Annotated in this window: 24 protein-coding genes; 11 read left to right on the forward strand and 13 right to left on the reverse strand. The window is 58.7% G+C overall.

Going from position 1 to position 23636, the window contains the following annotated elements:
• The first annotated feature begins 120 nt into the window (after window positions 1-120).
• Together panC and panB are read left to right on the forward strand one after the other, a co-directional pair.
• On the forward strand, window positions 121-978 hold the full coding sequence (gene panC / locus BSK21_RS11195; protein ID WP_067550640.1) for a pantoate--beta-alanine ligase: 858 nt from the start codon (window positions 121-123) through the stop codon (window positions 976-978).
• Window positions 975-1787, forward strand: coding sequence for a 3-methyl-2-oxobutanoate hydroxymethyltransferase (gene panB / locus BSK21_RS11200; protein WP_067550641.1), 813 nt, complete (start codon window positions 975-977; stop codon window positions 1785-1787). The genes panC and panB overlap by 4 nt, the downstream gene beginning before the upstream one ends.
• Here the strand turns inward: panB and BSK21_RS11205 are convergent.
• Together BSK21_RS11205 and BSK21_RS11210 are read right to left on the reverse strand one after the other, a co-directional pair.
• On the reverse strand, window positions 1784-2245 hold the full coding sequence (locus BSK21_RS11205) for a pyridoxamine 5'-phosphate oxidase family protein (RefSeq protein ID WP_067550642.1): 462 nt from the start codon (window positions 2243-2245) through the stop codon (window positions 1784-1786). The two genes, panB and BSK21_RS11205, sit on opposite strands and share 4 nt — an antisense overlap.
• Before the next feature lie 67 nt (window positions 2246-2312).
• The gene (locus BSK21_RS11210; RefSeq protein ID WP_067550643.1) at window positions 2313-3299 is read right to left on the reverse strand and encodes a D-glycerate dehydrogenase; all 987 of its coding nucleotides are present in this window, start codon (window positions 3297-3299) and stop codon (window positions 2313-2315) included.
• A gap of 116 nt (window positions 3300-3415) precedes the next feature.
• Between BSK21_RS11210 and BSK21_RS11215 the strand changes: the two genes are divergently transcribed.
• Window positions 3416-3949 (forward strand): SH3 domain-containing protein, encoded by a 534-nt coding sequence (locus BSK21_RS11215; protein ID WP_067550644.1) that lies wholly within the window; start codon window positions 3416-3418, stop codon window positions 3947-3949.
• A gap of 29 nt (window positions 3950-3978) precedes the next feature.
• Window positions 3979-4887 carry a cation diffusion facilitator family transporter gene (locus BSK21_RS11220; RefSeq protein ID WP_067550645.1) on the forward strand — a complete coding sequence of 303 codons (909 nt, stop codon included), beginning with the start codon at window positions 3979-3981 and terminating at the stop codon, window positions 4885-4887.
• On the opposite strand, the gene BSK21_RS11225 is transcribed toward BSK21_RS11220, so the two are convergent.
• From BSK21_RS11225 to BSK21_RS11255, 7 genes are all read right to left on the reverse strand, one after another.
• A complete protein-coding gene (locus BSK21_RS11225) occupies window positions 4884-5981 on the reverse strand; it encodes an alpha/beta hydrolase (protein ID WP_082959445.1) in 1098 nt (365 codons plus the stop codon). The genes BSK21_RS11220 and BSK21_RS11225 overlap by 4 nt on opposite strands.
• Window positions 5978-7999, reverse strand: a complete 2022-nt coding sequence (locus BSK21_RS11230; protein WP_067550646.1) for a M3 family metallopeptidase — start codon at window positions 7997-7999, stop codon at window positions 5978-5980. Before BSK21_RS11230 ends, BSK21_RS11225 begins: the two co-directional genes overlap by 4 nt.
• A 66-nt stretch (window positions 8000-8065) precedes the next feature.
• Window positions 8066-9112, reverse strand: coding sequence for a molybdopterin-synthase adenylyltransferase MoeB (locus BSK21_RS11235; RefSeq protein ID WP_067550647.1), 1047 nt, complete (start codon window positions 9110-9112; stop codon window positions 8066-8068).
• Window positions 9109-9579, reverse strand: coding sequence for a dUTP diphosphatase (gene dut, locus BSK21_RS11240; RefSeq protein WP_067550648.1), 471 nt, complete (start codon window positions 9577-9579; stop codon window positions 9109-9111). The genes BSK21_RS11235 and dut overlap by 4 nt, the downstream gene beginning before the upstream one ends.
• Window positions 9576-10766: a bifunctional phosphopantothenoylcysteine decarboxylase/phosphopantothenate--cysteine ligase CoaBC gene (coaBC, locus tag BSK21_RS11245; RefSeq protein WP_067550649.1), complete on the reverse strand. Its 1191-nt coding sequence runs from the start codon at window positions 10764-10766 to the stop codon at window positions 9576-9578. Before coaBC ends, dut begins: the two co-directional genes overlap by 4 nt.
• A 56-nt stretch (window positions 10767-10822) precedes the next feature.
• Entirely contained in the window at window positions 10823-11542 is a 720-nt protein-coding gene (locus BSK21_RS11250) for a ChaN family lipoprotein (protein WP_232230432.1), read from the reverse strand.
• 26 nt (window positions 11543-11568) lie between these two features.
• The gene (locus BSK21_RS11255) at window positions 11569-12447 is read right to left on the reverse strand and encodes an RNA polymerase factor sigma-32 (RefSeq protein WP_067550651.1); all 879 of its coding nucleotides are present in this window, start codon (window positions 12445-12447) and stop codon (window positions 11569-11571) included.
• Between the two features lie 83 nt (window positions 12448-12530).
• On the opposite strand from BSK21_RS11255, the gene cobU reads away from it, so the two are divergent.
• The 4 genes from cobU (at window position 12531) to BSK21_RS11275 (ending at window position 15912) form a co-directional block, all read left to right on the forward strand.
• Window positions 12531-13055: a bifunctional adenosylcobinamide kinase/adenosylcobinamide-phosphate guanylyltransferase gene (cobU, locus tag BSK21_RS11260; RefSeq protein ID WP_067550652.1), complete on the forward strand. Its 525-nt coding sequence runs from the start codon at window positions 12531-12533 to the stop codon at window positions 13053-13055.
• A complete protein-coding gene (locus tag BSK21_RS11265) occupies window positions 13052-13603 on the forward strand; it encodes a histidine phosphatase family protein (RefSeq protein ID WP_067550653.1) in 552 nt (183 codons plus the stop codon). Before cobU ends, BSK21_RS11265 begins: the two co-directional genes overlap by 4 nt.
• A 121-nt stretch (window positions 13604-13724) precedes the next feature.
• Window positions 13725-14342 carry a glutathione S-transferase gene (locus BSK21_RS11270; RefSeq protein ID WP_231924800.1) on the forward strand — a complete coding sequence of 206 codons (618 nt, stop codon included), beginning with the start codon at window positions 13725-13727 and terminating at the stop codon, window positions 14340-14342.
• Window positions 14343-14397: 55 nt separating this feature from the next.
• On the forward strand, window positions 14398-15912 hold the full coding sequence (locus tag BSK21_RS11275) for a YifB family Mg chelatase-like AAA ATPase (RefSeq protein ID WP_067550654.1): 1515 nt from the start codon (window positions 14398-14400) through the stop codon (window positions 15910-15912).
• On the opposite strand, the gene BSK21_RS11280 is transcribed toward BSK21_RS11275, so the two are convergent.
• The 4 genes from BSK21_RS11280 to rsmI are packed head-to-tail and all read right to left on the reverse strand — an operon-like array spanning window position 15882 to window position 19034.
• A complete protein-coding gene (locus tag BSK21_RS11280; protein ID WP_067550655.1) occupies window positions 15882-16790 on the reverse strand; it encodes an alpha/beta hydrolase fold domain-containing protein in 909 nt (302 codons plus the stop codon). The two genes, BSK21_RS11275 and BSK21_RS11280, sit on opposite strands and share 31 nt — an antisense overlap.
• Before the next feature lies 1 nt (window position 16791).
• A complete protein-coding gene (gene gshB / locus BSK21_RS11285) occupies window positions 16792-17733 on the reverse strand; it encodes a glutathione synthase (RefSeq protein WP_067550874.1) in 942 nt (313 codons plus the stop codon).
• A 60-nt stretch (window positions 17734-17793) separates the two neighbouring features.
• The gene (locus tag BSK21_RS11290) at window positions 17794-18174 is read right to left on the reverse strand and encodes a YraN family protein (protein WP_231924801.1); all 381 of its coding nucleotides are present in this window, start codon (window positions 18172-18174) and stop codon (window positions 17794-17796) included.
• Complete coding sequence (gene rsmI / locus BSK21_RS11295) at window positions 18174-19034, reverse strand: 16S rRNA (cytidine(1402)-2'-O)-methyltransferase (protein ID WP_067550656.1); 861 nt, start codon at window positions 19032-19034, stop codon at window positions 18174-18176. The genes BSK21_RS11290 and rsmI overlap by 1 nt, the downstream gene beginning before the upstream one ends.
• Before the next feature lie 100 nt (window positions 19035-19134).
• Here rsmI and BSK21_RS11300 point away from each other — a divergent pair, with 100 nt between their 5' ends.
• From BSK21_RS11300 to BSK21_RS11310, 3 genes are read left to right on the forward strand one after another with little or no spacing between them, the layout of a single operon-like run.
• Window positions 19135-20319, forward strand: a complete 1185-nt coding sequence (locus tag BSK21_RS11300) for a penicillin-binding protein activator (protein ID WP_067550657.1) — start codon at window positions 19135-19137, stop codon at window positions 20317-20319.
• A gap of 40 nt (window positions 20320-20359) precedes the next feature.
• Window positions 20360-23104 (forward strand): [protein-PII] uridylyltransferase, encoded by a 2745-nt coding sequence (locus tag BSK21_RS11305; protein ID WP_232230459.1) that lies wholly within the window; start codon window positions 20360-20362, stop codon window positions 23102-23104.
• Window positions 23104-23634, forward strand: a complete 531-nt coding sequence (locus tag BSK21_RS11310; RefSeq protein ID WP_067550658.1) for a hypothetical protein — start codon at window positions 23104-23106, stop codon at window positions 23632-23634. The genes BSK21_RS11305 and BSK21_RS11310 overlap by 1 nt, the downstream gene beginning before the upstream one ends.
• The last annotated feature ends 2 nt before the right edge of the window (window positions 23635-23636 follow it).

Below are 23636 nucleotides of genomic sequence, written 5' to 3' on the forward strand. Positions count from 1 at the left end.
CGCAGGTAAAAGTGAATATGTGTCCGACCTCAGGTCACCGTTAGCGTTATTCCCCCTCTCCGCCGCTTGCCGCAGTTCGGCAGGGGGGCTACACATTCGCAGCACACCTTGGGAGGGGACATGAAGATCTGTCGAACCATTGCAGAGGTCCGCGCGGTCGTTCGTGATTTGCGCCTATCTGGGCAGACCGTTGGCTTTGTTCCGACGATGGGTGCGCTGCACGCGGGACACATGTCACTGGTCGCCGCGGCAAAGGCTGAAAACGACGCGGCGATTGTGTCAATTTTCGTGAACCCGACGCAGTTCGGACAGCAGGCCGACCTCGACAAGTACCCTCGCACAGAAGAGGCCGATTGCGCCATGCTAGAGGCTGCAGGCGTGGTCGCGGTCTTTATGCCCTCGGTTGAAATTATGTATCCCGACGGGGCCGAAACAATCGTTGAGACGACGAAACTCGCCAACATGTTGCACGGGCTGGTTCGCCCTGGGCACTATCGCGGGGTCTGCACGGTGGTGACGAAACTGTTTAACATCGTAGGCGCGGATCGGGCCTACTTTGGCGAAAAGGATTACCAGCAATTACAGGTGATCCGTCGCATGGCACGTGATTTGGATGTCCCAACCGATGTCGTCGGTGTCCCGACAGTGCGCGAGGCCGATGGGCTCGCCATGTCGTCCCGCAACGTCCGCCTCACGCCAGCGGATCGCAGCGCCGCCGTTGTCCTGAACCGTTCGCTGATCGCCGCAGAAACCGCCGCCCGAACTGGGGCAACGGTAGAGGCGATTGCGCAGACGATCCGTGATACTATTGAAACCGAACCTCGGGCCCGCGATCCGCATGTGGACATCGTGCAAGCCCTCACGCTCGCCCCCGTTAGCGGTCGCCCATCAGGCACCATCGGGATCATGATTTCGGCCGCTTTTGGCCCCGTGGACGACCCTGTCCTGCTTATTGACCAGAGGGAGATCACCCTATGAGCACCCAAACCGAAACCATCCGCCGTATCACCGTGCCACAAATCGCACGTCGCAAAGGCGGTGAGCCGATTGTATCTCTGACCTCGTATCATGCGCATACCGCAGCAATCGTGGATAAGTTCGCGGATTTCATTCTGGTGGGCGATAGCCTTGGTATGGTGATGCATGGGATGGAATCGACCGTGGGTGTGCCTCTTGATCTGATGATCATGCACGGCAAGGCCGTTGTGCGCGGCACCAAGCGGGCGCTGATTGTCGTAGACATGCCCTTTGGCACCTATGAAGAAAGCCCGAATATGGCCTTCCGCAATGCTGCCAAAATCATGAAGGAAACGGGCTGCGGTGCGGTAAAACTTGAGGGCGGCAAACGGATGGCAGAGACCATTCGGTTCCTCGTTGAGCGCGGTATTCCCGTGATGGCTCATATCGGCCTTACGCCGCAGTCGTCCCACGTTATGGGTGGCTTCAAAACCCAAGGCCGCGAAGAAGACAGCTGGCCGCTCCACGAAGAGGATGCACGCGCTGTGACTGAGGCTGGTGCCTTCGCCGTCGTGCTGGAAGGCATGGTTGAGCCGCTCGCCGCGAAGATCACCAAACAGATCGATATTCCGACCATCGGCATTGGTGCTTCGGCAGAATGTGACGGGCAGATCCTCGTTCTCGAAGATATGCTCGGTCTGAACCCTTGGACGCCAAAGTTCGTTAAGGTTTACGGCCAGCTTGGCCCGATGATCGAAGATTCGGTCCGTCGCTATGCCGAGGACGTGAAATCCCGCGCCTTCCCGACCGAGGACGAGGTCTACCGTTAATCCACGGCCCTCACGCCGTAGGCTTTGAATGCCTGCCTCACCTGCTCTGCCTCGGTTCTGTCGGGGTAGTGCTGGTAGCTGGGCGCGACGATGGGTGACACCCGCACGGCATCCACACGGATCAACCCACGCAATGGGAATGCGGTTCCGATCATCGCTTTGATCGGGCCGCCGATGGCGTCGAATTCTGGCTCATCGGGCAAGATCAGGCGCGCGTCGCCAACGACCTTGTAGCCCTTCTGGCGGAACACATCGATAAAGCTGACACAGACCTTTGAATTTTCGGCGATATTTCGGCGAGACACTGGGCTTGCGATCTCTGCGATCAACAAGGTCACGTCATCAATGGCGCAGAAAATCTCTTTGGGGCTGACGTTGGGTTGGCCGTCCGCATCGACGGTTGCGAGCCAACATAGGACCGACCGATCAACGGCCTGACGTACTTCTCCGGTGAACATCGTGCTCCTCCTCCCAAAGGACTATGTTCAGGAAAACTAATCCAAATTCACGACAGGTAAAGGAAGGTTACACCATCCACGGGAGAACCTGATCCGGCGGGCGGTGCCCATCGGCAAAGGTATGCGCGTTGAGGATCACCCGTTCGCCCATCTCGATCCGGCCTTCAACTGTCGCCGATCCCATATGCGGCAAGAGCACCACATTCGGCAAAGCACGCAGACGCGGATTCACCTCGGTCCCGTGTTCGAACACATCGAGGCCAGCACCGGCGATTTCGCCCGTGCGCAGCATCCGTGTCAGTGCGTTTTCGTCGATCACTTCACCGCGCGATGTGTTCACGATCACCGCCGTCGGCTTCATCAATTTCAGACGGCGGGCATTCATCAAATGGAACGTCCCCGGCGTATGCGGGCAATTGATCGAGATGATATCCATCCGCGCGACCATCTGGTCGAGGCTATCCCACCACGTCGCATTCAGCGCCTGCTCCGTTTCCGCCCGCAGACGGCGGCGGTTGTGGTAATGCACCGACATGCCAAAGGCAGCAGCACGGCGGGCCACCGCTTGCCCGATCCGCCCCATTCCAAGGATACCGAGTTTACGTCCCGCAATCCGACCACCGAGCATGGCGGTGGGCGACCAGCCCGTCCAATCCCCCTCTTGCATTTTGGTCATGCCTTCGGGGATGCGGCGCACGACCGAGAGGATCAACGCCATCGTCATGTCGGCCGTATCATCGGTCATCACACCCGGCGTGTTCGTGACCATGATTCCGCGATCACGGGCCGCTTCGACGTCGATGTGATCGACCCCTGCGCCGTAGTTCGCAATCAAACGCAACCGACCGTTGGAGGCGTCCATGACGTCTGCGTCGATCTTATCGGTCAAAGTGGGGACCAGAACATCCGCCTGAGGGACCAAGGCCAAGAGCTCTTCGCGGGTCATGCGGGTATCGTCATCCCGCAAACGCGCATCGAATAGCTCTTTCATGCGGGTCTCTACGACATCGGGCAACCGTCGCGTGACGACAACACTCAGTTGTTTACCGGCCATTTGCCCCCTCCGTGACTTTCCTTCAGGCGTTCTTAGTGGCAGATTGCCCGTATGATCGACGCGATACAAGAGCGGCCAAACGCCCATTGCGTCTAAACAGGCAAACAGGTGGTAAGATGCGTTCTTTTCTGCGGTCCCTTACGGTGGTCATCGCACTCATCGGTGGTGTTTTGCCTGCCATCGCAGAAGAAAACGAAACCGCAGAGGATCAGACCGAGCTTCGCACGGGTCCCGTGACGGGTTTGCCGTTGCCCCGTTTTGTGTCGCTCAAGGCGAATGAGGCCAACGTGCGTCGTGGTCCATCGACCTCTCACCGCATCGATTGGGTCTTTGCCCGCCGCGATATGCCGCTACAAGTGACCGCCGAATATGAAAACTGGCGTCGCGTGGTCGATCGTGACGGATTGGGTGGTTGGGTCCACTACATCATGCTTTCGGGCGTGCGGACGGTGATTATCGACACCGACATGCAGCCGCTCTACGCACGCCAAGACGAATCCAGCCCCCAAGAAGCGATCCTCGAAGCGGGGGTGGTTGCGCGGGTTGAAGAATGCACCCTGAACTGGTGCCAGCTGAGCACCGCTGGATATAAAGGCTGGGCTCCAAAATCGGCGATCTGGGGTGTTGGCGCGGACGAAGTGCTCGACTAAACAGGACGGCCTAGCACAAGGGGGCCCGCATGACGACTTCTGGAAACAAGCTGAACCTCTCGGCAGGTGTGTTTTCTGTCATCGTTGCGATTACGCTGGTACTGGCAAAACTCTGGGCGCTCTGGGCGACGGGGGCGTTGTCGATTGCGGCAACACTCGCAGACAGTGCGTTGGATTTGCTGATGTCGATGGGCGGATTGGCGGCTATCGCCTATGCCGCAAAGCCCGCAGACGACGATCACACCTTTGGACATACCTCTGCCGAAGACCTCGCTGCGCTGGGTCAGTCCCTTTTCATCATCGTCTCTGCCGCCGCCATTTTCGGCGCTGCTGTGGTGCGACTGTCCCAACCAGAATCGGCTCATATCTCTTCGGAGACAGCTGGCGTTGCGGTGATGGCGCTGTCGATCGTGCTGACCCTGATTCTGGTCGCATGGCAGCGCTACGTCGCCCGCAAAACAGGGAGCCGCGTGGTCGCCGCCGATAGCCTCCATTATATAGGTGACTTGATCCCCGGGATCGGTGCGATTGTGGCGCTCTGGCTCAATGCGAAATTTGGCTGGGGCTGGGTCGATAGCGCCGTGGCCATCGTTGCAGCGTTGATCATGTTCCACGGCGCGCTCAAAATCGGTAAAGGCGCGTGGGACGCCCTGATGGACCGCGCGGCGGATGACGAAATCATTGCCTCTATCGCTGACATCGCGGGCAACTTCGACGGGGTACACGGGTTTCACGACCTCAAAACCCGCCAAGCAGGGAGCCGCGTTTTCGTGAACCTTCATATCGAATTGGACGGATCGCAGACGTTGGAAGAGGCGCACAGCATCGGTGCTGCGCTTCGACGTGCCATTGTGGCAGAGCACCCGAATGCCGATGTTCTGATCCACAAGGATCCTGTCGGGGTCGAACCCCACCCCGACGATACGCGCTATCCTTAATTCCGCGTCAGCACGTTCACAGGCAGCAACAGCCCCTGACCAATCGCATCGAACACGAATGTCCCTGCCGTCGCGAGGTCGGTGCGTCCGCTGGCCTGCCCTTCGAGAGCGGTATAGAGCGTAGCGAGGTTGATATAGCGGCTATGGCGCAGAGGATCAGATTCGACGGAACTCACATCGATGATCCGAATGTTAAAGTCCTCAGCGACCGAGGCCACCTCTGGATCGCTCACATCCAATGCCCCCAGCCGAGGCCGCCCGCCACCAACGCGGGATGACAACAACAAGGCGCGATCATCGGGCGACACGAGAACTGTCAGAGGTTCGCGCATTTCACCGATAACCTCCATCTGGCGGCGGAAGAGGAACAGGTCAACATCGGGTGCAGCCAGAACCACCGACAGCTTATCCAAGGTGTTGTCCTTGCCTTCGAGTTTGAGCGTCCGCATCGCCTCCATCGTCAGAAAACCACCCATAGAGTGGGCAAAGATCAGCGTTTTGCCGTTCCGTTTGACGATATCATCCATCAGTTCGGCCAATGGCTCGCGCGAGAAAATCGCGGCCTGACGGTCGCCGATGTATTCGAGAGGTCGCCCGTTCGACGGCCAAGCAAAGAGGATCGGCGCGTTGCCACCACCTGCATCCGCAGTCAATTGGGCTAGTCGGAACAGTGCCTCTTGGTAGCGTTGGTTAAAGCCGTGGACAAAGATTCCGACCTCGCCCGACCCATTGGATCGGTTGCGGGCGGTGACCTCATTCAAGAAATCGGGCCGCTCCATAATTCCGCTATCAACCACAACGAATTGCTTGGACGGATCGGGCGTGCGGCTGGGCCATGTCACCTGCCCTGCCCGACGGTGCGGCGGCACCGAAATATCATAATAGCGATAGGCCAGTTCAAAGCTCGGCGTGTTGTCGAACCCCAACAGTGGCGCCTCGTCCGCTGTGCGCGTCGTCACCGCGTAGAGACGGATCACCTTGGCCCCGTCCGCAACCTCGGGGATCGGGGTGAGCACCTCTGGCCCCGGGCGACCTGAACAGGCCGCAACGAGGCAGAGCATCACAAAACTGAGCCAAATCCGTCGCAGCATCATGCGACGTCGAGCAAACCACGGCCCTGAAGCAGCGCTTCAACACCAGGAAGCCGCCCACGGAAGCGGGTGTAGAGTTCAGCCGCATCGACGGTGCCCCCGACAGAGAGGATATGCGCCTCAAGCGATTGAGCGGTTTCAGGGTCAAAGGCATCGCCTTTTTCCTCGAACGCAGCAAAGGCGTCAGCATCCATGACTTCGGACCACATGTAGCTGTAGTAACCGCTGGAATAACCGTCGCCGCTGAACACATGGGCGAAATGCGGGGTGGCGTGGCGCATCCGGATCGCGCGGGGCATCCCGATGGCCTCTAGCACTTCAGCCTGTTTCTGCATCGGATCCGCGGGTGGTGTGCCGAGGTGGAATTCGAGGTCCACAATCGCCGAAGCCACATATTCAACCGTCTGGAACCCCATGTCATAGGTCGCCGCGCCAAGTACCTTTTGCAGAAGCTCCGCAGGCATCGACTCTCCTGCCGCGTTAACCGCAAATTCTGCCAACACTTCTGGCACATCAAGCCAGTGTTCATAAAGCTGGCTAGGGAGTTCGACGAAATCGCGGGCCACAGATGTGCCCGACATGGAATCGTAGGTCACATTCGACAGCATTTGGTGCAACGCATGGCCGAATTCGTGGAACAGGGTGCGGGCATCGTCATAGGACAACAGCGCAGGCTGCCCCTCGGCGGGTTTGGCAAAGTTGCAGACGTTGATCACGATCGGACGGACATCACCGTCGAGCTTGTTCTGGCTGCGCATGGCAGAGCACCACGCGCCAGAGCGTTTGGACCCACGAGCAAAGTAGTCGCCCATAAAGAGCGCGATATGTTCGCCGTTGCGTGTCACTTCGAACAGTCGCACATCGGGGTGATATTGCGGCCCTTCGGTCGGTTTGAACTCTAGCCCGAACAGACGATTGGCGCAGGCAAAAGCCGCGTCGATCATGCGGTCGAGTTGGAAATACGGTTTGACCTCAGCTTCATCCAGATCATGTTCTGCCTTGCGGCGGATGGCGGAATAATAGTGCCAGTCCCATGCCTCGAGCGGGCCTTGGTGACCATCATTGTGGAGCATGCCTTCGAGAATTTTAGCGTCTGCTTCTGCGCGGGATTTCGCGGGGCCCCAGACATCCATCAACAACCCGCGCACCGCATCTGGCGTACCCGCCATTTCGGTTTCGAGTTTGTAATGGGCAAAGTCCTCGTAACCGAGCAGTTTGGCGCGTTCAGACCGCAAGGCCAGAATTTCAGCGGCAATCGCACGGTTGTCCGTGTCACCGCCATTGGCGCCGCGCGCGGTCCACGCCTCATAGGATTTACGACGCAGTTCACGGTTCGGACAGGTTTGCAAGAACGGCACGATGACAGAGCGGGACAGAGTAACAACGGGGCCGTCTTGGTCCTTGTCTTTGCCAGCGGCACGCAGGGCTGAGACCACATAATCGGGCAAACCGTTTAGATCGGATTCCGCAAGCGGCATGAACCACGACCGTTCGTCGGCCAAAAGGTTCTGGGTGAACTGTGTGCCCAAGACGGACAGGCGCGATTTCACTTCGGTCAAACGCTCGGCCTCAGCGCCCTTGAGCTTGGACCCTGCGCGGACGAACCCACGGTAGGACAGATAAAGCAACCGGGCCTGTTCGTCGTTCAGACCCAAGTCATCCCGTTGTTCCCACAGGGTTTCGACGCGAGCAAAGAGCGCCTCGTTGGTGGTGACTTCGGACCAGAAGGCCGACATCTTTGGCGCAAATTCCCGCATCAATGCCTCACGCGCGGGGATCGCATCGGCACCCGCCAGCGCGTAGAACGCCCCCATCACGCGGTCGAGCGTGGCTGTCGTGCGCTCCATCGCCTCAACCGTATTAGCAAATGTGATCTCTGGCTCAGCAACAATCGCCGCATAATTCGCCCGCGCCTCGGCCAAGGCTGCATCGACCGCTGGCGCGAAATCATCGTCCGAAATCGCATCAAAGGGTGGCAAGCCAAAGGGGGTGGACCAATCGTTCAGCAACGGGTTTGTCATCGGGTTCTCCTATACTTGGGCAGAGTCTAGGTCCGTCGAAAGGGAACCGCCAGAGCCATTCACTCGTTAATCGTGGGATGTTCCGCAAACGGGGCAATCTGCCCGCGGTTTGGTCTTCATCATGCGACTATCGGCGTAGAGAGCATCATACATCATCAATCGACCACGTAGCGTTTCGCCCGCGCCTGTGATCAATTTAACAGCCTCTGCCGCCATCAACGATCCGATCACGCCAGGGAGTGGCCCAAGAACGCCAGCCTCTGCGCACGACGGAACCAACCCTGCGGCTGGAGCCTCGGGAAAGACACATTGGAAACAGGGGCCACCATTGGCGGGATCGTAGACCGAAATTTGTCCTTCCCATTGCGTCATCGCGGCGGCGATCAGCGGTTTCCCCAGTTTGACCGCGATGCGGTTCACCATGTAGCGCGTGGCGAAGTTGTCGGTCCCGTCGAGGATCAGATCGTAGTCGGCAAAAAGAGCCTCTGCCGTGTCATCGTCCAAGCGACGCGCATATGGACGCACTTCGATCCACGGGTTCAGCGAGGTCATCGCGGCCGCAGCTGAGTGCACCTTGGGCTGGCCGATGCGGGCATCGGTGTGGATCACTTGGCGCTGAAGGTTGGAGTTATCGACGGTATCGTCATCCACGACGCCGATTGTGCCGACACCCGCCGCTGCGAGATACATCAACGCGGGCGATCCAAGGCCGCCTGCGCCAATCACCAGTACCTTGGCTTGTTTCAGCCGTTTCTGCCCCGCACCACCGATTTCGCGCAGCATCATGTGGCGGGCGTAGCGGTCCAATTCGCTGTCGGAGAATGTTTTGGTCGGCGATGTGGCAACGGGTTCCTTCGCGGCGACCTTGGCTTTGATCCAGCCGAGGCCGACGCGGTAGATATAAATCACAACGCCCGCGCCGATGATCAGCGCCCAGAGGCGGGCGTCGCCGCCAGTGGCTTGGCGCAGCGGATTGCCTGCGGGCAAAACGATGTTCGCCAAAAGCACCGCCGCCATCAGAACGCCCGTCATGCCCCAACGCACGCGGTGGGGAACGTTCATCGCCCAACCGATGCCCCACATGACCGAAATCATCGCGAAAACGGTGATCATTTACGCCCCGTCGAGCCAAAGCCGCCTTGGCCGCGCGCCGTCTCGGACAAGCCAGAGCCGAGAGCGAACTGCCCCTGAACCACAGGCGCGACCACGAACTGCGCGATGCGGTCACCGTGGGCGATGTGGAACGGTTCGGACCCCGCGTTAAGGATGATCACCCCAACAGGCCCGCGATAATCGCTGTCGATAGTGCCCGGTGTATTCGGCAAGGTGATACCGTGTTTCAGGGCGAGGCCAGAACGTGGGCGGACCTGCACTTCATATCCTGCAGGGATTTCCATCCGAAACCCGCAGGGGATCAGTGCTCGAGCGCCCGCCTCGATGGTGACGCCTTCGCGCCCGTTGGGAGCAAAGTTCGCACGCACGTCCGCACCAGCCGCCCCCGCCGTTTCGTAGGCTGGCAACGCGATGTCGGTATCAGCTCCGTCGAGCCATTCGATCACAATAGTCGGCGTGGTAGTCATAGGGCCTCCGCGATCCGCTGGGCGAGCCGCTGTGCAACGGCATCCTTGCCCATACGCGGCCAGTCTTCGGCGGACGTTCCAGTGATGAGCGTCACAGCGTTTTCGGTGCCCCCCATGATCCCCGTTTCAGGAGAGACGTCATTCGCCACGATCCAGTCACACCCTTTGCGGGCCCGCTTGGCCGTTGCGTGGGCGATCACATCGTCTGTTTCAGCCGCAAACCCAACGACCAACGGCGGGCGGCCATCAGTCATCTGGCTCACGGTTGCGAGGATATCGGGGTTCTCTGCGAACTCCAAAACGGGCAGCGCGCCGTTCACTTTCTTGATCTTCGACCCAGAGGCCGAGGCGACCCGCCAATCCGCTACTGCCGCCGCAAAGACCGCAGCATCAACGGGTAAAGCGCCCTGAACGGCCTCTAACATTTGAGACGCAGTTTGCACTTTCACAACATTTACGCCCGCGGGCGGCGGCACATCGGCGGGGCCTGTCACAAATACAACATCCGCACCCAATTGAGCCAATGCCCGCGCGACAGCGGTGCCTTGGGCGCCTGACGACCGATTGGCGATGTAGCGCACAGGGTCGATAGGTTCGTGGGTCGGACCTGAGGTTACGAGGATGCGTTTGCCCTTGAGCGGCCCGTCAGAGAGAGCGGCGTCTATGGCGGCGATGATCTCAGGCACCTCAGACAGGCGGCCAAAGCCAAACTCGCCACAGGCCATGTTGCCTTCGGTCGGGCCAACGAACAGGATACCGTCGCCCTTGAGCGTCGCAACATTGCGCTGGGTGGCGGCATGTTCCCACATCCGCACGTTCATTGAAGGAGCCACCAGCACAGGTTTGTCGGTCGCCATCAACAGCGTCGACGCCAGATCATTCGCATGACCGCCCGCCATTTTCGCCAAGAGATCCGCCGTCGCAGGGGCCACAACAACGAGGTCCGCCGCGCGTGACAACTCGATATGGCCCATCTCGGCCTCATCGGTCAGATCGAACAAATCCTGATAGACCTTGCGGGCGGCGAGACCAGAGACAGAGAGCGGCGTCACGAACTCTGCCCCTGCTTTGGTCAACACGGGCGTGACCTCTGCCCCTTGTTCGCGCAGACGCCGGATCAGATCGAGCGACTTAAAGGCTGCAATGCCCCCGCCGATGATCAATAGGATATGTTTGCCAGCCAGCATCACGGCCCCCTTTGAACGATTGGTGGAACCCTAACCAGCGGCAACGAAAAGAACAATCACCGGAACGCCGCACATGTGTCGTCTCGTTCTGCGGGGGCTGTGACGATCACCCTGTCAAAGGGCGCATCGTCCTCGGGTGCTTCCAGCAGACCCAACGCATGAACCGTCAGTTCAGGCCGAACGCGGGCGATGTAGGCGGGCACCGCGCGGTCGGTGCGGGCGTGGCCGTTGCCCGTGATCAGAACCACCGGTCCACCAGTTTCATCATAGGCGGTCAGGGTCACGCGCGCGAAATGTGCGTCGCGCAAGCGCTGCGCCTCTACCATTCCAGGGAGCATTTCAGCGGGGAGTGCATCGCAATGAGCCTCTGCCTGTTCGGCCTCCATCGCGGCTCTTAGGTCGTCAGACAGAGTAGTGAGGCCATAACGATCGGCGCCCTCACCAAAGACATCGGCGGCCGACGATGCTATCGCAGCTATCACCGTATCCCGAGGAAGCGCCGCGCCGTAAACTGGGGCGTCGCTCGCCGCGAAGATGGGCGCGTAGATCGCGAACTCGGGCCAACCTGACTCTTCCCACCCAATGATCATGCTGAGATTGGGATCGTTGCGATCGCTGGAGTTAACCAGCGCGGCCTGATCAGGCGTCAGCATCTCGAACACGATTGCGGAGGGCGTAATAGCCGCGATCTGGTTTGCTTGTTCGATATGACGCAGAGGATTGTCATGCACCTCGCCCAAGATATGGATATCTTGCGCCACGGCGGGCGCTGACATCCATAACAGCAGGGCAAGGGCAGTTCTCATGCGAGGAAGTTCAACACTTCCTTTGACTGACCTTCAAGGCTCTTGCGCATTTTGTTGAAGGCCGCAGCCTCTAGCTGACGAATGCGTTCTTTGGACAGACCCAGCTCGTCACCGAGGCTCTCCAATGTGCGCGGATCGTCCCGCAGTTTGCGTTCGCGCACGATAAACCGTTCGCGGTCATTGAGTGCCATCAGCGCAGTTGTCAGCCATTGGCGCAGGGTTTCCTGATCGTGAGATGCCTCGACGCGTTCCGCCGCCTGTTCACTGTCATCGACGAGCGTATCGACCCAAGAGCGCCCCTCGTCTTCTGACGATTGCGTCGCATCGAGCGAGAAGTCAGACCCCGACAGACGACCATCCATCATTTCAACATCGTGTACAGGTACACCAAGTTCAGTCGCTATCGCGAGGTGCAGATCGCCTTTGCTGAGGGTGATCCCTTCGGCGGTGGCTTCGCGCTCCAGACGGGCCTGAACGCGGCGCATGTTAAAGAACAAGGATTTCTGACTGCTGGTCGACCCAGTGCGAACCATCGACCAGTTGCGCATCACGAAATCTTGGATCGACGCTTTGATCCACCAGACGGCATAGGTCGAGAACCGAACGCCACGGTCGGGGTCAAATTTTTCAGCAGCTTTCATCAGACCGAGGCTGGCCTCTTGGATAAGGTCGGGCATCGGCGCGCCATAGCGTCGGAATTTCCCTGCCATTGAGATCGCCAAACGCATGTAAGCGGTCGTCAAACGGTGGAGCGCTTCTTCATCGCGGTGATCCCGCCACGCGTAGGCCAGTTGAGCTTCGGTTTCAGCATCCAAAAGCTCCGCCTTCATCGCGCGGCGCGTCATGTTAAAGTTAGACGTGGTATCCAGAGCCATAATCTCATCTCCCGCCGGCTGTTGTGTGTGACTTCTGTCATCGTTACCAATGCTTACGCACCACACCGCGAAATGGATCACAGATGCCTGCACATCCCACCTTGCAAAAACTAACACTTGTGTTCGGTGGCGCGGCCTCAGGTAAGTCGAAATACGCGGAAAAGTTGATTTTCGAATCTGGCTTAGAACGCTTCTACATTGCGACTTCGCAGGTTTATGATGACGAAATGCGCGCCAAGGTGGAGCAGCACAAAGTGCAGCGCGGCGACGGCTGGACGACCATCGAAGAACCGATAAACATGTCAAAGGCTCTCGATAACGTGAGCGCAGATGGCGTGGTTCTGATCGATTGCGCGACGCTTTGGCTGACGAATCTGATGCTGGGTGAGGCGGATATTGACGCCATGATCCCCGAATTCATCGAAGCCTGCCGACGTTGCCCTGCCCCTGTTGTGGTGGTGTCGAACGAGCTTGGCCTTGGCATTGTGCCTGAGACAAGCATGGGGCGGCGGTTTCGGAATTTGCACGGTGCGATGAATCAACAGATCGCAGCGGCGGCGGATCACGTGGTGTTTGTGGCGGCGGGTCTGCCGATGGTTTTGAAATGACGCGGCTCTGGCTCGTTCGGCACGGCCCTACGCATGCCAAGGCGATGGTAGGTTGGACCGACCTACCCGCCGATCTGTCCGATGTTGATGCGATAGCCCGCCTGTCGGATCACCTGCCCGATGCGCCCGTTGTCTCGTCTGACCTATCCCGCGCGGTCAGCACCGCCGATGCGATCCAAGCCCATCGCCCTCGATTGCCCCACGACGCGGCCTTGCGCGAAATTCACTTTGGCGATTGGGAAATGGCAACGTTTTCGGATGATCCATTGATGCGCGCCTATTGGGAAACCCCCGGCGATATCGCACCACCCAATGGGGAAAGCTGGAACGCAGTCGCTGCGCGGGTCAGCGCGGCCATCGATGGGTACCTCGCGCTTGGTCTGCCCGATCTCATTGTGGTCGGACATTTCGGGATGATCCTGACCCAAGTCCAACGCGCCCTGTCGATCACCCCCTACGAAGCATTCGGTCATCGGATCGACAACCTCTCTGTCACCGAAATCAAAACCGCTCCGTGGTCGGCAGAACGGATCAATCACAAACCGTGATGACCGCGCGCACAAAACAACGATAGCGTTGTCTCGCAGCCCGACTTAGCATCCTCTCATGATGTATGATCTTTATGTTGGCGATCGCCTTTTTAGCAGCTGATCCCTCCGCGGCTGGCTTATGTTTGAAAAATTCGGAGTGCCCTATCGTGAGCATATGATGGGGCTCTACGCGGGCACATTGGCCCAAGACATGGCCGAACTGGCCCCTGCGCGTACTGTGCCTGCCGCAAAAACGCCCGAAGGCTATATTCTGTCAGACAGCCTGTCGATGGCAGAGACGCTGGCCGAACGGCATCCCGATGCCGGGCTATGGCCGAGCGACCCTGCGGCACGCGCATTGGCCCGCAACTTGGTCTGTGAAATGCATTCTGGCTTCGGCGCACTGCGCGATGTCTGCAACATGCAGATCAGTCACGTTTGGGAGGGCTTTATCGCGCCCGAGCCCGTTCTAAAAAACCTTGAGCGGATCGAATTCCTATGGGCCATGGCCCGCGAACGTCATGGGGCGAAAGGTCCTTGGCTGTTCGGTGAATATTCGCTCGCCGATGTGTTCTACGCCCCTGTTGCGATGCGGATCACGGGATATGGATTGCCCGTGTCGGACGCCGCCAGGGCCTATGTGGAAAACCACCTCAACGATCCAGCGTTCCTGCGCTGGCGGGCGGAGGCGTTGAAGGAAAATCACAAGACCTTCCCCTACGAGATGAACCTTCCGCGCAAGGACTGGCCGTTTTAACCAAACTTAAACACCTGCCCCGTTAACCAGAATAAGCTGGTTAGCGGGGTTTTTCATGGTCGCATCGACCTACACAGTTGCGTTCGAAGGGATAGAGGCCCGCATGGTCGAGGTGCAATGCGCCACCATGGCGGGTTTGCCGTCCTTTTCCATCGTGGGTCTCCCAGACAAAGCCGTTTCAGAGGCCCGCGAACGTATTCGGGCGGCACTAGAGGCTATGTCAATCGCCCTGCCGTCCTGCAAAATAACCGTGAATATGTCCCCCGCCGACATGCCGAAAGAGGGATCGCATTTCGACCTCCCCATTGCCTTGGCTTTGCTTGCTGCCCTAGAGATCGTGCCAAAAGACAAGGCGTTAGAGACAGTCCCGTTGGGGGAATTGTCGCTCGACGGAACGCTCGTGCCCGTGATCGGCACCCTGCCTGCCGCCCTCGCCGCTGCCGAAGAGGACCGCGTTCTACTCTGCCCAACAGCATCAGCCGCAGAGGCCGCTTGGGTCGGCGCGACATCTGTTTTCGGTGCCAAATCTCTCCTCGATGTGATCCGCCACTACACGGGCAAGGCGGTCTTATCCCCTGCCCTCCCCGGTGAAGTCAGCCACGCCCCCGCTGCCCGCGACCTACGAGATGTAAAAGGGCAAGAACGCGCCAAGCGGGCGCTTGAAATCGCTGCCGCTGGGCGTCATCATCTGTTTCTCCTCGGTCCTCCGGGATCGGGGAAATCTATGCTTTCGGCCCGCATTCCAGGGATTTTGCCGCCCCTCACGGCTGCTGAGGCGTTAGAAACATCCATGATCCATTCGCTCTCTGGCCTCTTAGACGAGGGCGGGATCAGCCGCACGCGACCCTTCCGCGAACCCCACCACACAGCCTCCATGCCAGCGATTGTCGGCGGTGGGAAAGGTGCAAAACCCGGGGAAATCAGCCTCGCCCACAATGGCGTTTTGTTCATGGACGAGTTCCCAGAATTTAACCGTCAAGTCCTCGAAACGCTCCGCCAGCCGATTGAGACGGGAGAAGTCGTCGTGGCTCGTGCCAATGCCCATATCCGCTACCCCTGTCGGTTCATGCTGGTCGCTGCGGCCAACCCCTGCAAATGTGGGTTCATGTCAGATCCCGCCCGCGCCTGTTCGCGAGCGCCTGCCTGCGGGGCCGACTACCTCGCCCGTATTTCTGGGCCGTTGATGGATCGGTTCGACCTGCGCGTCGAAGTGCCGCCTGTATCCTTCACCGACCTAGACCTACCCGCGACGGGCGAAAATTCGGCCAGTGTCGCGGCACGTGTGCAATCGGCGAGAGACCTACAAACCCAAAGGTATCAAGGGATTGACGGAATACGCACAAACGCTGAGGCCGAAGGCGCAATCCTCGAAGAGGTCGCTACGCCTGACGCAGAGGGACGCGACCTTCTGACCCGAGTGGCGGAAAAGTTCGGACTGACCGCGCGAGGTTACCACCGCGTCCTTCGGGTTGCGCGAACGATTGCGGACCTCGACGGATCGCCATCAGTGCGCCATCCTCACATCGCCGAAGCGGTCAGTTATCGGCTCGCCCTATCGAAAGAGGTTTGAACAAAATTGGCAATGTCACGAAGGGCAGCCCGCGCCTCTGGCACCCAATATTCCCCCAGATGCCAAACATGCGGCGCGTCGTGCCACGTCTGAACCTCAACGTCACCGCCTGCTGCCCGTAACACCTCAGCCATCCGATAGGTGTCATCGGCGAGAACCTCAGGGCTTCCCACTTGAAAGAATGCAGGTGGTGGGGCATCGAACTCGGCAAACAGCGGCGAAACTCGTGGATCATCGGCAGGCGTTTCAGCGTGATACATCCGCGCGGCCGCGCCCATCCAATCAGCGGGAATAATCGCATCAGCCGCTGCGTTTTGGGCCACAGACTCCCCCGAAAGGGTCAAATCGGTCCAAGGGGACATAGTAAAGATACCCGCAGGGCGTTCGCCCCTCGCGCAGAGCACGGACAAAAGAGCCAATGCCAGTCCCCCGCCTGCGCTGTCCCCGCCAATGACGATTTTGCTGGGGTCATAACCGCGCGCCACCAGATCATCCCACGCAGCATTTGCATCGTCGAAAGCCGCTGGGAACGGCGCCGCAGAAGAAAGTCGGTAATTGGGCATGACAACGGGCACGCCCGCATAGTGCGACAACCGCGCCATGATGGGGCCGTGCGTGTCCGCCGATCCTGCGAAATACCCGCCACCATGAAAATAAAGGATCACGCGACCACTCTCGGCACCACGTCCCGACACCCAATTTGCCGACCGCCCACCAAGGCCGCGCTCGAGCAGCAGGGAATAAGGCACATATTGCCCTGCCAAAGCGCCCAAACGGTCGAGCTTTGCCGCGTCGCGAATGGGGTCGTCGGATAAACGGAACAGTGGCTTTACAATGCGACGGCTAATCGCCGTGTAAAGCCACAGTCGAACCGACATATCAGGCTCTCCGCGCCTCAATCGCCTGCCAGACCTTCTCGGCGATATTCACGCCATCAAAACGTTCAAGCTCTTGAATGCCCGTCGGCGAGGTCACGTTAATTTCGGTCAACCAATCGCCGATTACGTCGATACCGACAAACACCTGACCTTTTTCTTTCAGAAGCGGGCCAATGGCGGCGCAGATCTCGCGATCACGGTCGGTCAGTTCAACCTTTTCAGCGCGGCCGCCGACATGCATGTTCGACCGGGTCTCGCCTTTTTGCGGAACGCGGTTGATCGCTCCGACGGGTTCGCCATCGACAAGGATCACGCGCTTATCACCCTTGGACACGGCGGGCAGGAATTTCTGCACGATCAAAGGCTCAGAATTGATACCCGTGAACATTTCCCACAGAGACGCGAGGTTGCCGTCGCCCGCCGAGAGTTTGAATACGCCAGCACCACCGTTCCCGTAGAGCGGCTTGAGAATGATATCGCCATGCTTCTCACGGAAATTTCGGAGCGTTTGCAGGTCACGCGCAATCGCGGTCGGCGGTGTCAGTTCTGGGAATTGGAGGACCAAGAGCTTTTCGGGGTAATTGCGCACCCAGAACGGATCATTCACGACCAGTGTTTTCGGATGGATCATGTCCAACAGATGGGTGGTGGTAATATACCCCATATCAAACGGAGGGTCCTGACGCAGCCAAACCACGTCGAAGTCCGACAAATCGACCTCTTGTTCTTCTCCCAAGGTAAAGTGATCGCCCTTCACCCGTTGAACCGTCAGAGGCCAACCACGCGCTGTTACCCGCCCTTCTTGCCATGCGAGTTTGTCAGGCGTGTAGTAAAATAGCGAATGGCCCCGCGCCTGTGCCTCTTCTGCGAGACGGAAAGTGCTGTCCCCATCGATATTGATCGCACCGATCGGGTCCATTTGAATGGCAACTTTAAGAGACATGGTTAGGCCTTTCGTATCTGTTGCCACATACATGGCGCAGTCCGACCTGCCCTTCAATGGCTACCACATCATTGATGCGTTCTCGATCACCTTTATCGCGCCAGTTCCGTCAACCAACGCCACATCAATCCGCATTGGTGTCAGCTGCCCCTTCGGTTCACCCGCTACGTAATCCGTGGCGCTGGCGCAGATACGCTGCATTTGCCGACTGGTAATGTGCGACACCGCCTGATCGTGGGATTTGCTTTGTTTAACTTCGACAAAGACAATCCGATCCCCGTCACGACAAATCAGATCGATTTCGCCATACCGACCGCGCCAGCGCCGCGCTGCAACCGTTTGCCCGCGACGTAAATAATCCCGTTCAACGATCCCTTCAGCAGCAAGGCCTGCATGATAGGCCCGCTGACCACGTTCCGATTTTCGCAGAGCAACGCCCACTAGTCCTCCTTGGAAAGGCCCAGCGCAATTTGGTAAACCTGCCGTTTGGGTAGGCCCAGCGCGCCTGCTACCGCTGTGGCGGCATCCTTGACCCGCATGGTTTCCATTGCCTGACGCAAAGCCGTTTCCACATCCATCTCTTCGACATCAGTGGCACCAGCCCGTCCGACCAGAACCACCAGTTCACCTTTGACGCTGCGCCCCTCGTAGGCGTCGATCACCTCATCCAGCGTGCCGCGCGTCACTTCTTCAAACTTTTTGGTTAGTTCCCGACAGACCGCGACATCCCGCGATCCCCCCAGAATCTCTCTCAAGTCTTCTAACATTTCTTGAATCCGTTTCGGACTCTCATAAAAAATCATGGTTAACGGCATATCCCGCAACGCGGCAATCTCGGTTTGGCGTTGGGCGCGCGCGGCGGGCAAGAACCCTGCAAACATGAACCGATCGGTCGGCAGACCCGACACAGTCAGCGCGGCCAAGACCGCAGAAGCGCCCGGGGCTGCGGTCACGGTTAGACCTTGCGCGATGACTTCGCGGCCCAGTTCGAACCCCGGATCGGCGACGAGAGGCGTTCCTGCCTCGGACACATAGGCCACCGATTTTCCTTCGGCGATGAGCTTTACGATCCCTTGGACCGAATTATCACCAGAGTGGTCATGATAGGCGATCATGCGCCGACCGTTCAGCGGCACACCATGGATATCGAGCAATTTGCGAGCGGTTCGGGTATCCTCGGCGACGATAAGGTCGCAAGAAGCCAAAATATCGAGCGATCGCAGGGTGATATCGCGGGCAGAGCCGATAGGTGTTGCCACCAGATACAGACCTGCGGTTAACGGCGTGTTGCGGTGATTCATCGCTGGACCCTCTGGTTGTGGGGCCTATGATACGCCCAGGAGATTTGTCCTATCGGTCTGCCGTATCCATGGCGCCCGATGCAAGAGGAGTAAGATATTCATGTTCGCATTTGCCCGCACCGCCAAACAGGTGGCCGCACGGATTTTCGTTTTGTTTTCCATCGCTTGGGTTGCTGCCTGTGAGCCGATTCCTGTCTCGAACGGAATGGGCGGCGGGATGCGTGTCGATCCGACAAAACCTGTCACAGTGGCGCTTTTGGTGCCCGGTGGGTCGGGCGTCGAATCGGATAGCTTCCTTGCATCGAACCTCGAAAACGCGGCGCGGATGGCCATTGCGGACCTTCAAGGCGTGCAAATTGACCTGCGCGTCTACAACACGGGCGCGTCACCTGAACAGGCGGCTACTGTTGCAACGCAGGCCGTAAATGATGGTGCCAAGATCATCCTCGGACCTCTATACGCCGAGGCTGCAAATGCGGCGGGCATCGCCGTCGCTGATCGTGGCGTGAATGTTTTGGCTTTCTCGAACAATGCGTCCATCGCGGGCAACAACGTATTTGTCCTCGGGCCGACCTTTGACAACACTGCAAACCGTCTCGTGTCCTATGCGGGCACCAAAGGCATCCAGAATTTCAGTATCGTGCACGGCGACGACCTCCAAGGGGCTGTAGGCCGTGATGCGATTGCCAATGCGGTTCGCAACGGTGGCAAAACCGTGGGCAGCGTGCAGAGCTATCCGATGACCCAGCAGGGCATCATTTCGGCGGCTGGCCCGATTGCCAATTCGATCCGCAGTTCTGGATCGCAGGCTGTGTTCCTCACAGGCGGGGTCAATGCTGACCTGCCGCTGATCGCAACTGCACTGCCAGAACAAGGTATTGACCCGACGATGACACAATACATCGGCCTAACCCGTTGGGATGTGGCGCCTCAGGCGCTCGCTCTGCCGGGCCTACAGGGTGGCATTTTCGCGATGCCGGATACGCAGATGATTTCCCTCTTTGAATCGCGTTACGCCGCGGCCTATGGGGAAAATCCGCATCCGCTGGCAGGTCTGGCCTTTGACGGGATCGCGGCAATCGGCGCGCTCCTCGCCCAAGGCAACCCCGAAGCCCTTTCGGTTGCTGGTCTCACTCAATCGCAAGGGTTCCAGGGCACACAGGGCGTGTTCCGCCTGCTGCCCAACGGCACAAACCAGCGTGCGCTTGCAATCGCTCAAATTCAGAATAATCAGGTGGTAATCCTTGAACCTGCCCCAAGAAGCTTTGCGGGACTCGGCTTCTGAGCCGACCCTCCTCACTCAAGCCCCCGATGAAACCTCTGCCATAGGGCTAATTTGCGCTGCGGTAGATATTTTTGACGAACTTGCCGTTCAGGCAGAAATCGACGCGAAATTGGCCGACCTCACGGACGCAATGGCGATCCGCAAGGCGGTGGTTGACGTCCTGATCGCAGCCCGCAAGAAAGGTGTGGCTGCGATTGAGGCTGCGTTCGTTGAGCGCCCATTTGACGCCCGCCCCGTGACGCGGTCCTACACGATGCTCACCGACTATCTGGTGAAAACCGTCTATGACGTTGCTCGCACACGGCTGCACAAACTGAACTCTCCCACCGATGGGGAACGGCTCGCTATTGTGGCAGTGGGTGGCTACGGGCGGGGCGAAATGGCGCCCCATTCGGACGTCGATCTACTCTTCGTCACGCCCTACAAGATCACCCCTTGGGCGGAGAGCCTGATCGAGTCCATGCTCTACATGCTGTGGGATTTACGCCTGAAGGTCGGACACGCGAGCCGCACGATCAAAGACTGTCTCAGGCTTGCCCGTGAGGATTACACCATCCGCACGTCATTGGTGGAATTTCGGTTCCTCGATGGGGATGCCGATCTGGCGAAGTCGCTCAATGACAAACTCTGGAGCGAACTGTTTTCGACCACCGCCACCGATTTCGTTGAAGCTAAGCTAGAAGAACGTGCCGAACGCCACCGCAAACAGGGTGGGCAGCGGTATGTGGTCGAACCGAACGTCAAAGAGGGCAAAGGCGGGCTTCGCGATTTGCAGTCTTTGTTCTGGATTGCGAAATACGTGAACAAGGTGCAGACCACGGCAGAACTGGTGGATTGTGGCGTGTTCACAGCTGAGGAATACACGACATTCTTACAGGCAGAAGAATTCCTGTGGGCCGTCCGCTGCCATCTCCATCTGATTTCCGCCAGAGCAATGGACCAGTTGACCTTTGACCTACAGGTCGAAGTGGCAACACGCATGGGATACCACGACAGCGCAGGTCGGCGCGGCGTCGAACACTTTATGCAGGACTATTTCCGCCACGCGACGCGCGTAGGCGAATTGACTCGCATCTTCTTGACCGCGCTTGAGGCCCAGCACGCGAAACCAGAGCCAATGTTGCAACGGTTGCTGACCCGCCGTCGCAAGGCCCGCCCCCCCTATGCGATCAAACAGAACCGTCTGACGGTCGCCGATGAACAGGCGTTCTTTGCCGATAAGGTGAACATGCTGCGCATCTTTGAAGAGGCGCTCCGTACCGGCACCCTGCTGCACCCCGATGCCATGCGCCTTTTGGCAGCGAACCTCGATTTGATTGATGACAGCGTCCGCGACGACAAAGAAGGAATCCGCATTTTCCTCGACCTGATGCTGAAGCACGGGAACCCCGAACGGGCGCTGCGTCGGATGAACGAATTGGGCGTTCTGGCTGCATTCCTGCCCGAGTTCGCACCGATCGTCGCGATGATGCAGTTCAACATGTATCACAGCTACACTGTGGATGAGCATATCATCCAATGTATCAGCCACCTCGCACAGATTGAACGTGGTGAATTGGTCGAAGAGCTGCCCGTCGCCTCTGGCATTCTCCAGGAAGGTGTGAACCGCAAGGTTATCTATGTCGCGCTTCTGCTTCATGACATCGGCAAGGGCCGTCCCGAAGATCACTCGATCCTCGGCGCACAAATGGCCCGCAAGATCTGTCCGCGTCTGGGTCTGACCAAAGAAGAGTCAGAGACAGTTGAATGGCTTGTTCGGTATCACCTTTTGATGTCCGACACCGCGCAAAAGCGCGATCTGTCCGAACCGCGCACCGTGCGCGATTTCGCAAAGGCGGTGAAGTCGGTCAAACGGCTCGATCTACTGACCGTTCTGACCGTCTGCGATATTCGCGGCGTTGGGCCCGGAACGTGGAACAACTGGAAGGCCATGCTGCTGCGTGACCTGCACCAGTTGACCAAAATCGCGCTGGAAAGCGGGATGGAAGAGATCAACCGCGACGCCCGTGAAAACGAAGCCAAGAAAGCACTACGCGAGGCATTGTCAGATTGGGACAGCAAAGATGTCCGGACCGAATTGGGTCGGCATTATGGTCCCTATTGGCAGGGCCTTCCTGCGTCGGCGCAGGTTGTCTTTGCGAAACTGCTTCGTGACATTTCGGACGTCGAAATCCGCATCGATATGGAGCTGGACCACGACCGCGACGCGACACGCGCCTGTTTCGCCATGGCCGACCACCCAGGTCTGTTCAGCCGTATGACGGGTGCGCTGGCTCTCGTTGGGGCGAACGTTGTGGATGCGCGCACGTATACGTCCAAAGACGGCTACGCGACGGCGATTTTCTGGATTCAGGATGCCGAAGGGCACCCCTATGAAAAGGCTCGCATGCCGCGCCTGCGCCAGATGATCGAACGCACCCTCAAAGGGGAGGTCATCACCCGCGAGGCGCTCAAAGACAAAGACAAGATCAAGAAGCGCGAGCAGGCTTTCCGCGTTCAAACCCATATCACCTTTGATAACGAAGGGTCGGACCTCTACACGATCATCGAGGTGGATACCCGTGACCGCGCGGGCCTCTTGCACGACCTCACGCGCACGCTTGCTGCGAACAACGTCTACATCGCCTCTGCCGTGATCGCGACCTATGGCGAACAGGTCGTCGATACCTTCTACGTCAAAGACATGTTCGGCCTGAAATTCCACCAAGAGAGCCGCAGACAGGCGCTTGAAAAGAAGTTGCGCGAGGCAATTATTCAGGGCGTGGAGCGGGCGAAGGTAAACTGATGCGATATGCGAAAGTCCTAGCGGTGATCGCCGTGGGGCTATCGATCGGGATGGTGGCGCGATCTGCGTATCAAAGCGCTCATCGCGTCGAGGCCATGATTGCGCATTTTGATCGGGTCTGCCGATCCGCCTATGACGGGGATTTCGTGTCTGATGCTGCGCGAGACGCGTTCGAGGGCACGGGGGAACCCGAGATGATCTGGGACGGCGCGTCGAAAACTTTTGCAGAAGTTCAGCACTCGCGCTGCGCTGTCTTCGAGGGTGAACACCTCTTGAATGACGAGGACCGAGCGCAATTCGAATTGGCCGCAGCGGACTATCTAGCAGAGGCTTTTCCCCAACTGACCTTCGACCCGAACGCTGAACTCGGTTATTTCGATCTATTCAAATTCTGGGCGCAATATGACGTCAACGACCAGAGGCGTTGGGGTATTTCACTAAGCCGTATCCAACGCCCCACCGACCTCACCGCCATTGTCGAAAACTGGTCTCTCGTGCGTACCGAGATCGAGATTGTCATTCCTCACTAAGA

Source organism: Marivivens sp. JLT3646, from assembly GCF_001908835.1.
Taxonomy (GTDB): Bacteria; Pseudomonadota; Alphaproteobacteria; order Rhodobacterales; family Rhodobacteraceae; genus Marivivens; species Marivivens geojensis.